Source organism: Parafannyhessea umbonata, assembly GCF_900105025.1.
GTDB classification, from domain to species: Bacteria; Actinomycetota; Coriobacteriia; order Coriobacteriales; family Atopobiaceae; genus Parafannyhessea; species Parafannyhessea umbonata.
The window spans coordinates 1,391,356-1,403,509 of the sequence record NZ_LT629759.1 but is presented as its reverse complement, the minus strand read 5'-3'; the positions used below and the strand labels follow the sequence as shown (position 1 = coordinate 1,403,509).

Annotated in this window: 10 protein-coding genes; 7 read left to right on the top strand and 3 right to left on the bottom strand. The window is 67.5% G+C overall.

Going from position 1 to position 12,154, the window contains the following annotated elements; all coding sequences use genetic code 11:
• The first annotated feature begins 58 nt into the window (after positions 1–58).
• The 3 genes from ligA (at position 59) to BLT96_RS06345 (ending at position 4,344) form a co-directional block, all read left to right on the top strand.
• Positions 59–2,281, top strand: coding sequence for an NAD-dependent DNA ligase LigA (ligA, locus tag BLT96_RS06350; protein ID WP_245719237.1), 2,223 nt, complete (start codon positions 59–61; stop codon positions 2,279–2,281).
• A gap of 213 nt (positions 2,282–2,494) precedes the next feature.
• Positions 2,495–2,707 carry a hypothetical protein gene (locus BLT96_RS10670; protein WP_172824997.1) on the top strand — a complete coding sequence of 71 codons (213 nt, stop codon included), beginning with the start codon at positions 2,495–2,497 and terminating at the stop codon, positions 2,705–2,707.
• 155 nt (positions 2,708–2,862) lie between these two features.
• Positions 2,863–4,344 carry a cation:proton antiporter gene (locus tag BLT96_RS06345; protein WP_172824996.1) on the top strand — a complete coding sequence of 494 codons (1,482 nt, stop codon included), beginning with the start codon at positions 2,863–2,865 and terminating at the stop codon, positions 4,342–4,344.
• 31 nt (positions 4,345–4,375) lie between these two features.
• Here the strand turns inward: BLT96_RS06345 and BLT96_RS06340 are convergent, their stop codons facing one another.
• A complete protein-coding gene (locus tag BLT96_RS06340) occupies positions 4,376–5,305 on the bottom strand; it encodes a zinc dependent phospholipase C family protein (protein WP_090862700.1) in 930 nt (309 codons plus the stop codon).
• Between the two features lie 159 nt (positions 5,306–5,464).
• Between BLT96_RS06340 and BLT96_RS06335 the strand changes: the two genes are divergently transcribed.
• The 4 genes from BLT96_RS06335 (at position 5,465) to BLT96_RS06320 (ending at position 9,874) form a co-directional block, all read left to right on the top strand.
• Positions 5,465–6,040 (top strand): manganese efflux pump MntP, encoded by a 576-nt coding sequence (locus BLT96_RS06335; RefSeq protein ID WP_172824995.1) that lies wholly within the window; start codon positions 5,465–5,467, stop codon positions 6,038–6,040.
• A gap of 131 nt (positions 6,041–6,171) precedes the next feature.
• On the top strand, positions 6,172–8,883 hold the full coding sequence (gene polA / locus BLT96_RS06330; protein WP_090862695.1) for a DNA polymerase I: 2,712 nt from the start codon (positions 6,172–6,174) through the stop codon (positions 8,881–8,883).
• 65 nt (positions 8,884–8,948) lie between these two features.
• A complete protein-coding gene (gene rnhA / locus BLT96_RS06325) occupies positions 8,949–9,422 on the top strand; it encodes a ribonuclease HI (RefSeq protein WP_090846932.1) in 474 nt (157 codons plus the stop codon).
• Positions 9,423–9,502: 80 nt separating this feature from the next.
• Positions 9,503–9,874 (top strand): heavy-metal-associated domain-containing protein, encoded by a 372-nt coding sequence (locus BLT96_RS06320; RefSeq protein WP_090862692.1) that lies wholly within the window; start codon positions 9,503–9,505, stop codon positions 9,872–9,874.
• A gap of 30 nt (positions 9,875–9,904) precedes the next feature.
• Here BLT96_RS06320 and BLT96_RS06315 read toward each other — a convergent pair whose 3' ends face one another.
• Complete coding sequence (locus tag BLT96_RS06315; protein ID WP_197674332.1) at positions 9,905–10,780, bottom strand: DUF2238 domain-containing protein; 876 nt, start codon at positions 10,778–10,780, stop codon at positions 9,905–9,907.
• Positions 10,781–10,814: 34 nt separating this feature from the next.
• Complete coding sequence (locus tag BLT96_RS06310) at positions 10,815–12,116, bottom strand: L-cysteine desulfidase family protein (protein WP_090862690.1); 1,302 nt, start codon at positions 12,114–12,116, stop codon at positions 10,815–10,817.
• Positions 12,117–12,154: the final 38 nt, after the last annotated feature.

Here is a 12,154-nt window from a genome sequence, read left to right as displayed (position 1 = left end):
CCGGCGGCGCGTGCCGTGAGATAATCTCTTGTCTTGTGGCGACGTGGGGAGGAAGCGCATGACGGACCGGGACGCAAGGGAGATGGCGGCGGCGGGTACGCAGTTCTCGCTGTTTGGGCAGGACCAGGCCCCGGAGGTGCCGGGGGGAGGCGCTGGCGCGTCCGCGCCGGCCACGCGCGCGGCGGAGCTGAACCGCATCCTTTCACATGCGGCGTACGCGTACTACGCACTGGACAACCCGGAGATGACGGACGCGCAGTTTGACCGCTACCTGGTGGAGCTGCAAGAGATCGAGGCCGCGCATCCCGAGCTGGTGACGCCGGACTCCTACACCCAGCGCGTCGGTGGCTACGTGAGCGAGCAGTTTGCGCCCGTACGCCACGCGCAGCGCATGTACTCCATAGACGACGCGATGGACCTGGACGAGCTGGACGAGTGGCTCGCCCGCACCGAGGAGGCGCTTGCCGCGGCGGGGGAGGGGCCCGTCGCCTACACCTGCGAGCTGAAGATCGACGGGCTTGGCATCGCGCTGACGTACCGCGACGGGCGGCTGGTGCGTGCGGCGACGCGCGGCGACGGCACGACGGGCGAGGACGTGACGCAGAATGCGCTCACGATCAAGGACATTCCCACGACGCTGGGGAAGGCCGGCCTGGCGCGCGTGGCCGACGGAGGGTTTGGCCACTCCGTGGAGGTGCGTGGCGAGGTCTACATGCCGAAGCACTCCTTCGTGCGGCTGAACGAGGAGAACGACGCGGCCGGCAGGGCGCCGTTCGCGAACCCGCGAAACGCCGCCGCGGGGTCGCTGCGCCAGAAGGACCCGAAGGTGACGGCTGCCCGCGACCTGGAGACGTTCATATACGCCGTGGCGGACGAGGGCCCGCTGGACGTTTCGACCCAGAGCGACTTTCTGGACTGGCTGCGCGACTGCGGCTTTAGCGTGAACCCGCACGCCCGCCGCGTGGCGACGGCCGCCGAGGTGCACGCGTACTGCGCGGACGCGCTTGCGCACCGCGAGGACCTGGACTACGACATCGACGGCGTTGTGGTGAAGGTGGACTCGTTTGCCGCGCAGGCGAGCCTTGGCTTCACGGCGCGCGCGCCGCGCTGGTCCATCGCGTTCAAGTTTCCCCCGGAGGAGAAGAGCACCGTCCTGCGCGAGATCCGCGTGCAGGTGGGACGCACGGGCGTGCTGACGCCGGTGGCGGAGTTCGATCCCGTGGTGGTTGCGGGCTCCACGATCGCGCGCGCGACGCTGCACAACATAGACGAGGTGCGCCGCAAGGACGTGCGCGTGGGCGACACCATCGTGGTGCACAAGGCGGGCGACGTCATCCCGGAGGTGGTGGGCCCACTCGACCGCGAGGACGAGGAGCATCTTGCCCGCCCGCTGTGGGAGATGCCCGCGACCTGCCCCAGCTGCGGCAGCCCCGTCGTGCGCGAGGAGGGCGAGGTGGCATACCGCTGCGTGTCCATCGACTGCCCCGCGCAGGCGACGGAGCGCCTGATCCACTGGGGCAGCCGCAACGCCATGGACATAGACGGCCTGGGCGACGAGATCGTGGGCCGCATGGTGGAGCAGGGGCTGCTCTTGGACGTGGCGGACTTCTATACGCTCACGACCGACGAGCTTGCGGCCGTCGACACCGGCAGGGTGTACGAGACGAGCACGAAGGACCACCTCGAGGGCGACGGCATCGTGGTGGGGCCGACCATCGCGGGCAAGATCATGGGCCAGATAGAGGAGTCGAAGGGCCGCGGCCTTGCACGCGTGCTGTTTGGCCTGGGCATCCGCCACGTGGGTGCGAACGTGGCCGCGCTGCTGGCGAACACCTTCGGGTCGATGGAGCGCCTCATGCTCGCACAGGAGGCCGACATATCCGCAATCGATGGCATTGGGCCGAAGATCGCGGCAAGCGTGCGCGAGTTCTTCTCGATAGAGAAGAACGTCGCCGTCATCGAGCGCCTGCGCGAGAGCGGAGTGAGCCTGGAGCAGGAGGGCTTTGGCGAGGCGCCAAAGAAGCCGCAGACGCTTGCGGGGCTCACGTTCGTGCTGACGGGGACGCTGCAGGGGCACACCCGCACGGAGGCGGGGAACCTGCTGAAGGCGATGGGCGCGAAGGTGTCGGGCTCCGTCTCGAAGCGCACGAGCTACGTCGTTGCGGGCGAGGCGGCTGGATCTAAGCTGACGAAGGCGCAGCAGCTTGGAGTGCCCGTGCTGGACGAGGCGGCGTTGGACGAGATCCTTGCGACGGGCGCGGTGCCTGCGGTCGAGGGGTAGCACGACGCGGGCTCTGCGCGCTGGCGGTCGCGAAAGGTCCACCCCCATTCGCTTCGCGGGATTGCAAGAAGTGCAGTCTAAAATGCATAAAATTACGGATTTGCTACAAAAGGGCATCAATTCGGTTCACAGTAAATTCATGGCGAGCCCAAGCTGTCCCGCCATCCCTACAATCGTGGCGTACGCAGTCAAGAGGGCAAGGGGTGATTCGCTATGGAGGAATCCGAGAAGCGTTTCGGTCGTGTCTTGGCATGGTTGGACGACGACGAGAAGACCGTTGAGTTCAGGCGCGAGAGGCCGCACACGTGGCTCGAGGAGCTCGGCGAGCTGAACGAGGAGGGCAAGCTCGAGTCCGTCTCCAGGACCCTGAGGTTCCCGCGTCCGAAGGAGGAAGAGCACGAGAGCGACGACGCCGCCTGGCTATAGGTCCGGCGCCCGCCACGTTACCGTTTGGGTGCCGTCGTCTGTGGGTTTGCCAGAGTTTCGTCGCGACGTCCGGCCTGGCGCTATCCTTCCAGAATGAAATTGGAGCCGTGGCCCCTTGCGCTTGCGCGAGGGGCCTTCCTGTGGGGAGTCCCGTCGTGGCGGAAATCTACTACTCTCTTGTGACCATCCTCCTGGTGACCGTGGCGTCGCCGTTCGTGGCGAGCCTCGTCCCGGGCCGCGCGGTGCCCGAGGTCGTGTTCCTCGTGTTCGGCGGCGCCATCTGCGGAAAGTTCGGGCTGGCCGGCATAAACCCCGACCTCGATCCGGTGAAGCTCATCGCCGACCTCGGCATGGGCTTCCTCTTCCTGAAGGCCGGCTACGAGATCGACACCCGCGACCTGCTGGGACGCACGGGCGCCCATGCCGCCGGCTCGTGGCTGGTGTCGCTCGGCCTGGGATTCGCCGTCGTGGCGCTCGTCTTCTCGAGGCTCGGGTTCGGCCAGTCGTCGTGGGTGGCGCTCGCCATCTGCATGACGACCACCGCGTACGGCACGCTTGCGCCCATCATGCACGACCGTCGCCTCCAGGGCACGCGCGTGGGCAAGGCCGTCGACGTCTACGGATCGCTGGGCGAGATTCTGCCCGTCCTCGCCATGGCGTTCCTCCTGTCCTCGCGCTCGCTTGCGCGCACCGGGGCGCTGCTCTTGGCCTTCGTGCTCGTGTGCCTGGCCGTCTACCTGCTGTCCTCGAAGGTGCGCGACGGCGGCCGCCGCTTCCGCCGCTTCCTGGTGGAAAACGCCGGCAGCTCCAGCCAGCCCCTCATGAGGCTCGTCGTCCTTCTTCTGGTGTTCCTGCTGTTCGCGACGACGGTGTTCCAGTTCGATGCGGCGCTCGGCGCCTTCGCGGCCGGCTTCATCCTGAGGGCGCTCTTCCCCAACGGCAGCGAGCCCCTGGAGCAGAAGATCGACGTCATATCCAACAGCTTCTTCCAGCCGGTGTTCTTCGTCGTCTCCGGCGCAAGCCTCGACCTCGCCGCCGCGACGCGAGACCTGCCGCTGCTCCTGGGGTTCATCCTCGCGCTCGTCGTCGTCCGCGGGTTCGTGGTCGCGGCGTCGCTCAAGGCGGACCCGTCCACCCGCGACATGGACTGGCACGAGGTCTTCTCGACGTCGGCGTACTGCACCATGGCGCTTCCGCTCATCGTGGCCATCACGTCGCTCGCGCGCGACGGCGGTCTGCTCTCCGCCACGGCCGCGTCCGTCCTCGTCACGTCGGCGGCGCTTACCGTGCTCATCGTTCCCACGATCACGTCGTTCGTCCGCGTGGTCGAGGAGGTGGCGCCGGCGAGCGCCGCCCACCAGATCGCGCGCCACGAGGCCCCGCTCGAGCAGGTTCTGCACGACCACCTCGACACGTTCCACGAGCGCCAGCAGGCGTTCCACGACGTCAGGCGGAGCGTCCATCGCGAGGGCCGGCGCTTCTCGTCCGCCGAGTATTTCGCCCACCCGCACGAGCACGGGCTCCACCATCCCCACGGGGAGCACCGTCCCCAGGACGCATGCCGCGCCTGCGTCCCGCGTGACGAGCGCGCCGCGGGCGAGAAGGACGCGGCAGACCGGGGCGAGGCCCGCTCCTAGGTCCGGCTCCGAGGCGCGTCCGGGTCCTGGGCTAGTCCTGGGTCGGCATGCCGTTGTAGTTGCGGTTTCCCACCGCGGCGCGCAGCAGCTGCTCGTCGCCGCGCACGTAGGTCTGCGCGACGTCCGCCCACTGGTCCAGGGCGCCAAAGAACAGGTCGGGGAAGCTCTCGTCGCGGACCTCGCCGGTCGCAGGGTCGCTCCACGGGAGGTGCCGGAGGTTCGCGGACGCGCAGTCGTCCGAGGTGCTCACGCGGTGCGCCATGGACTCCGCCATGCCGTACGAGCTGAACAGGTGCTCGATTGCGACGACGGCCGCGCTCTTCCTGGATCCCACGGGCTCGATGGCGCGATACAGCGTCGCGTAGTCGCGTGTCGCGCCGGCGTACTGTTCCGGGTTGAGCTTGATGTCGAACGTCTGGAGCGCCAGCTGCGAGAAGAGCGCCCCCGCCACGCGGTCGATCCGCTCCGTGCGCGTCAGGAGGCTTGCCGTGGGCGTGTCGCGCACCGTCTGGTGGCGCATGCTCCACAGCATCCACGTGTCGATGTCGCTCTCGATGATGGCGTGGACCTCGCTGCCCCTGTGCTCCAGCCCTACGCCCGCGCCGCAGATCGCGTACTGCTGGGCGTATATGAACGGATGGGCCCTGCTGTCGAGCAGGTAGTGTCCAAGCAGGCCCAGCGTGAAGCTGCGGCCGATCCCCTTGTCCGCCTCGGGCAGGTGCGCCACGCCGTCGCGCAGCGCCATGAGCGCGCCGACGACCTTGCGCTCGTGCATGAGGTGTGCCAGCCGGTGGCAGGCGGAGGCGTTCTCGGGTGTGGTCGAGAAGCGCGTGAAGAACGGGTCCGGACCCTGGTTGCCAAGGATGAAGGCCAGGAGCTCCTCCTGGTTGCGGATGATGCCCTCGGGCAGGAGGGCCGCGGACTTCTCGCCAAAGAGGTGATGGGTTATCAGAGCAGGCATGGGCGCTCCCGAAAACGCGGATCTTGTAGTCAACGTGTTTAGATTACACGATTTTGCCACCATCGGCACTAACTTGGCCACATGGGCGCCGAGGTTGTGTACAGTAGACGTTTTGCAGACGAACTGCCTGAACGCGTCTTTCCCGACTGGAGGTCGCCCGTGAGCCCCATCGAAGTTGTGGTCATCGGCCTTGCGCTTTCCGCCGACGCCTTCGCCGTCACCATATCGAACACGTTCGTCTATTGCGACGAGAGGCGCTCGCGACTGCTGCTCCAGCCGCTGTTCTTTGGCGCGTTCCAGGGGCTGATGCCGCTTCTGGGCTACTTCCTGGGAGGCCTTGCCGCCAGCCTGATAGAGGCGTACGCGGGCATCGTCACCCTCGTGATCCTGGGCGTGATCGGCGGCAACATGGTGCGCGAGGGCGCGCTCGCGCTTCGGCACCCGGACGAGGTCGAGGCGCACGACGCGTGCGTCAGGGGCAAGCGCCTCACGCTGGCGCAGCTTTTGTTCCAGTCCGTCGCCACGGCCATAGACGCGTTCGCCGTGGGCGTGAGCCTGCGCGCCCACGGCGTGAACCTGGCGTTTGCGGCGGGGACGATCGCCCTCACGACCGCGCTCTGCTGCCTGGCGGCGCTCGCCATCGGCCGCAGGCTCGGCCACCTGCTGGGCGACCGCGCGGAGGTCGCAGGCGGGCTCGTGCTCATCGCAATCGGCGTGAAGGCGCTTCTGGGCTAGCGGGCGCGGGCGCGCGTGGCGCCACCCGTCGCTGCCGCGTGTCGGGCCTTCGTGCGGTCGCGCTCCCGGCGCCATTGGCGTCCGGTCGTGCGGCTACAATCGATACGAACCACAACCGGCAAGGAGACCCCATGGCAGATACTTTGGCCGCAACGCAGGACCACCCCAGAAGGACCATCGCCGTCATCGACGGAAACTCGCTCATGCACCGCGCGTTCCACGCGATCCGCCAACCCATGACGGCGCCGGACGGCCGCGCCACCAACGCCCTCTTCGGCTTCTTCAACATGTTCATCAAGCTTGTGGAGTCCTTCTCGCCCGATGGCGTGATCTGCGCGTTCGACAAGGGAAAGCCGCAGGTCAGGATTGATATGCTGCCGCAGTACAAAGCGCAGCGTCCGCCGATGGACCCTTCGCTCCACGAGCAGTTTCCCATGGTCAAGGACCTGCTGCGCGCGCTGGACGTGCCCGTGGTGGAGCTTGAGGGCTGGGAGGGCGACGACATCCTGGGCACCCTCGCGCACCGCGGCGAGGCAGAGGGCTACGACATGCTGCTCTTCACGGGCGACCGCGACATGTACCAGCTCGCGACGGACCACGTGCGGATCGTCGCCACGAAGAAGGGCGTCTCCGACGTGTCGATCATGACGCCGGAGAGCGTGGACGACCTCTATCACGGCGTCACGCCAAAGCTCGTGCCGGACTTCTATGGGCTTAAGGGCGACACGTCCGACAACATCCCCGGCGTACCCGGCATCGGCCCCAAGAAGGCGGCGGCCCTCATCGTGCAGTATGGAAGCCTGGACAACGTGATCGCGCACGCGGACGAGGTCAAGGGCAAGATGGGCGAGAACCTGCGCGCACACGTGGATGACGCGCTGCTGAGCCGCAAGGTCGCGACGATCCGCACGGACGCGCCTCTTGACGTGAGCCTCGCGGACGCGAAGTTCCCCACGTTCGACCCCGCCGAGGTCGCGAAGGCGTTTTCCGCCCTGGGCTTCACGGGCATGACGCAGCGCCTCGTGCGCCTGGGCGGCTACGACGTGCCGCAGGAGCAGGCCGCGCCCTCGCTTGCGCTTCCGGAGCCGCTTTCCGGCGACGCCGCCGAGAAGTGCCTGGACGCCGCGGTCGCGGACGGTTCGTGGGTCGCGGCGGCGCTCGAGCGCCCGGATGCGAAGAGGGGCCAGCAGACGGCGCTCTTTGACGAAACGCCAACCGTGCTGTGGGTCGCGACGGCGGAGGACCTCCTGAGGTTCGCGGGCGACGCGGCGACGTCCGCCCTCGCAAGGCTCGCGCGCGAGGGGCGCCTGGCCGCGGGCGACGTGAAGGCCCTTCTCCACGAGGTGTGCCCCATGGATTCGGCGGAGGAGGCGCTCGTCGCGCCAAAGGACATGGACGCCGCGGGGCTGTTTGACTGCGGCGTTGCCGGATACCTGCTCGACTCGGACAGCGGGCACTTCTCGGTAGAGGAGCTGTACCAGAACCCGAGGGTGCTGGGCGGCACGCTGCCGGAGGCTACGGACGACGCGCCCGCAGCCGCGATCGAGGCCGTGGCGGCGCTTGCGCTGATGCCGCGCCTGGCGGAGCTTTTGGAGAAGGACGGCTCGGACGGGCTGTTCCGCAAGGTGGAGATGCCGCTGCTTCTGGTGCTGCTTGAGATGGAGCGCACGGGTCTGCATGCGGACCCGGAGCGTCTGCGCGAGCAGTCCGACGCCCTTGGCGCGGAGATCGGCCGCATGGTGGCGGAGATCCACGCAGCGGCGGGGGAGGACTTCAACATCGACTCGCCGCAGCAGCTGAGCCATGTGCTGTTTGACGTGTGGGGACTGCCGACGCAGGGCCTGAAGAAGACGCGCAAGGGGTTCTACTCCACGAACGCGAAGGTGATCGAGGGCTTTGCGGAAGGCGGCTACGAGGCGAGCAAGTACGTGCGCGAGGTGCTGGACTACCGCGAGCGCGCGAAGATCAAGAACACGTACCTGGACGCGCTGCCGCAGCTCATCCGAAGGGACGGGCGCATCCACACCACGCTGAACCAGACGGTCGCCGCGACGGGCAGGCTCTCGAGCTCCGACCCGAACCTCCAGAACATCCCGACCCGCTCCGAGCTGGGCCACCGCGTGAGGACGGCGTTCACCGTGCCGGAGGACTGCGTGTTTCTGGCCTGCGACTACTCGCAGATCGAGCTGAGGCTGCTTGCGCACCTCTCGGGCGACGAGCACCTGGTCGCAGCGTTCAACGAGGGTGCGGACTTCCACCGCGCCACGGCGGCGCGCGTGTTTGGCGTGCCGGTTGAGGAGGTGACCCCGCAGCTGAGGAGCCGTGCGAAGGCCGTGAACTTTGGCATCGTGTATGGCCAGCAGGCATACGGCCTGGCGTCCTCGCTCAAGATTCCCAGGGCCGAGGCCCAGGAGATGATCGACCGCTACTTCGAGGCGTACCCCGGGGTCCGTGCGTACCTTGACCAGAGCATCGCCTTCGCGCGCAAGAACGGCTATGCCATCACCATGTACGGTCGCAAGCGCCACATCAAGGACATCAACAGCAGGAACTTCCAGCTTCGCTCGTTCGCGGAGCGCACGGCCATGAACCACCCCATGCAGGGCACGGCGGCGGACATCATCAAGATCGCCATGACCCGCGTTCCGTCGCGCCTGCGCGAGGAGGGGCTTAAGAGCAAGCTCGTGCTGCAGATCCACGACGAGCTTGACTTCGAGGTGCCAAAGGACGAGATCGACGCGCTTTCCGAGCTGGTGCGCGACACCATGCAGGGCGTGGCGAAGCTGCGCGTGCCGCTGCTGGCGGACGTGAGCTACGGCAAGAACTGGGCGGAGGCGAAGTAGTGGCGAGCTTTGACGACTTCGTGAGGCAGAACCCGGGTGCCGTGAGGAAGGCACCTGCGAGGCAGATGCGGGTTGTGGTGTGGACGGACGGCTCGAGCAGGGGAAACCCCGGACCCGGCGGCTACGGAGCCGTACTTCTGTACACGGACCCCGCGGGTGCGGAGCACAGGCTGGAGCTGAGCCAGGGATACCGCAAGACCACGAACAACCGCATGGAGCTCATGGGCGTGATAGCGGCGCTCGAGGCGCTCAAGCGGCCATGCTCCGTGGAGGTGCACTCTGACTCGCAGTACGTGGTGAACGCGTTCAACAAGAACTGGGTGGCGGGCTGGCAGAAGCGCGGCTGGAAGAACGCCTCGAAGCAGCCGGTGAAGAACCCCGACCTGTGGAAGCGCCTGCTGAAGGCGAAGGGGCCGCACGACGTCACGTTCGTGTGGGTGAAGGGGCATGCCGGCACCGAGCTGAACGAGCGCTGCGACGAGCTCGCGACGACTGCGGCGGATGACCGCGCGCACCTGATAGAGGACGAGGGCTTCTAGCTCTTGCGCCCCCCACGCTTGCACCGGCTCGTCTGGACGCTATAGTTAGTAATGGTTAACTTAGGCGTCTGGAGGACAAGATGGCAAACATAGTGATAGTGGCGGTCGTGGCCGTGGGATTTGTACTTGCGGCGCGCCATGCCCTGCAGGTGTTCACGGGAAGGCGGGACTGCTGCGGGGGCGGCGCATGCGAGAAGGGCGCGCGTCCGCGGCCTAGGCGCGTTGAGGACATGGACGAGTCCCATTACCCGTATCACATGGACCTGCGGATAGCCGGCATGCGCTGCGAGGGATGCCGCCAGAGCGTCGAGGGGGCGCTTGACTCGCTCCCTGGCACGTGGGCGAGGGTGGACCTGAAGAAGGGGACCGCGCGCGTGATGAGCAAGACGCCCGCCGACGCGGACGCGTATGCGGCGGCGGTACGCAAGGCAGGATACAGGGTCGTGGAGTAGCCCCGTGCGTAAGGGCGAGGGGGACGCGGGCTACGACCTCTTGCGCCTGCGACGCCTGTCGGCAGCGATGCTGTCCAGGCACTTCTCGCTCTTCTCGTACTGGTCTTCTGACAGGGGCGTCACGTGGAGGCCCGCGGCCCAGTTACCGCTCTCGCCGCGTCTGAGGCTGAGGTAGCCGACGATGGAGAACGCGAGCGCGCCGACGAAGTTGACGAGAAGATCCTTCATGGTGTCGATGAGGCCGATGTCGAGGTATCCGGAGAAGGTGGTCGTGGCACCGCCGGCCGTCGTGACCGTCGTGCGCACGATGCGGTCGATCGCGACGCGTCGCCCCTGGTTTGTGGGGTCGAGCGCGACGGACGAGATGGCCGTGACGAAGCTGTCCTTCTGCATGTCGAGGCCGAAGAAGGTGTCAAAGCCAAACTCGATGAACTCCCACAGAACGCCGACGGTCATCGAGAAGCAGAACGCGACGATCGCTACGTAGAGCGGGGAGAGGCTGATGGGCCTGCTCGAGCGGTTGAGCAGGTCGACGAGGGAGAAGCCGATCGCGGCGCACAGGAAGCCGTTCATGGTGTGCAGTACCGTGTCCCACCCGGGAACGAGCACATAGTAGTGGTCGATCTCGCCCAGGATCTCTGCCGCGAATATGAACGAGAAGATGATGGCCTGGAACAGCCCCGGGATCTGTACGTGGGCGAGGTCCTCCACGAACGCGGGAACGAGGAACAGCACGAGCGACAGCGCACTGAGCGCGACGCCCTCCCACCTGCCCGTGAGGACGCAGCGGACGAGGACGACGAGCACGAGTGCGCGGAGCACGGAGTAGAGCACGAACGCCCGCCGGTTGAGCGCGATGCGGTCCTTCAGGCGCCGAACGAACGCCCTTGCTTTGATGGCGGGCATGTGCCGTGCCTCCCTCCCGCGGCGCAGGCGCCCGCTAGGCGTCCACGTCCGTCTTGCCGATCATGATGTTGAGGATCTCGACGTCCGTGGGGTGCATGCCCACGCGGCCGACGTAGCCCATGGAGCGGATGGTCTCCTCCGCGTTCTGGCCGACGAGGCCGTCGCCCGCGAGAAAGTTGTCGTCCGAGAGCGCCATGTCGCAGCCCAGGATCGCGGCGTCCACGGCCGCGCAGATCTTCGCGGCGCAGCTGGGCTTCGCGCCGTCGCACACGATGCCGCCCACGTTGGCGAGGGTGTTCACGATAGTGGCCTCGAACTGGGCGAACGAGCCGCCGCGCAGCATGCAGATGCCGGCGCCCGCGCCGCAGCTTGCGGAGACGGCGCCGCAGAACGCGGACAGCTCGCCGATGAAGTACTTGACGTGGACGGCAGTGAGGTCCGAGAGCACGACGGCACGCACGAGCTCCTCGTGCGAGCTCCACAGGTCGTGGGCGTACTCGAGCACGGGCTGCGAGCAGGTGATTCCCTGGTTTCCGCTGCCGCAGTTGATCACGACGGGCATGGCGCATCCGCTCATGCGTGCGTCGGAGCCGGCCGCTGCCGCCGCGCGCGCCTTGCAGCTGATGTCGTTGGGACGGCTGCGCAGGAGGGTGCGGCCGATGTTGGCGCCCCAGCGGTTCGTGAGGCCCTCGCGCGAGATCGCCTGGTTCGTCTCTATCTGGCGCGAGATGAGCTCGTCCACGTCCTCGAGCCGCACCTCGTGCGCGAAGTCCCAGATCGACTGGAGCGTGAGGGCCGAGCGATCCGCCCCGCCCGGGACGTCTGCGTCCTTCTCGCCCGTGGCGGCCCTTCCCGCAACCGCCGTGGGCTCGCCGTCGAGCGTGAGCTCGCACACGTTGGTGTGGCGCTCCTCGATGCAGGCGACGGCGACGTGGCCTGCGCCCGTTGCCGTGACGCGCACGTAGAGGTTCGGAACGTCCTCGGCGAGCTCCACGTCGCAGAAGCCTGCGGAGACGAGCGACTTCGTGCGCTCAATGTCCTCGGGATGGACGGACTGGAGCACCTCGAGGTCGCGCGAGGGGTCGCCGCCGATGGCGCCGAGCGTGGCCGCCGCCTCGATGCCGCGCATGCCGCCGGAATTGGGCACGGTGACGCTCTTGACGTTCTTGATGATGTTTCCACTGCATGCGACGGTCAGATGCTCGGGGCGTGTGCGGAGCGCGCCCCTCGCGAGCGCGGCCGCGAGCGCGACGGCGATGGGCTCCGTGCATCCCAGCGCGCAGACGAGCTCCTCTTCAAGTATCGCGACATGGTTTGCGTAGGCGTTCTGATCCATGGGTTCCTCCTGTGGGGTCGTTTGCAATGGGGGAGCTA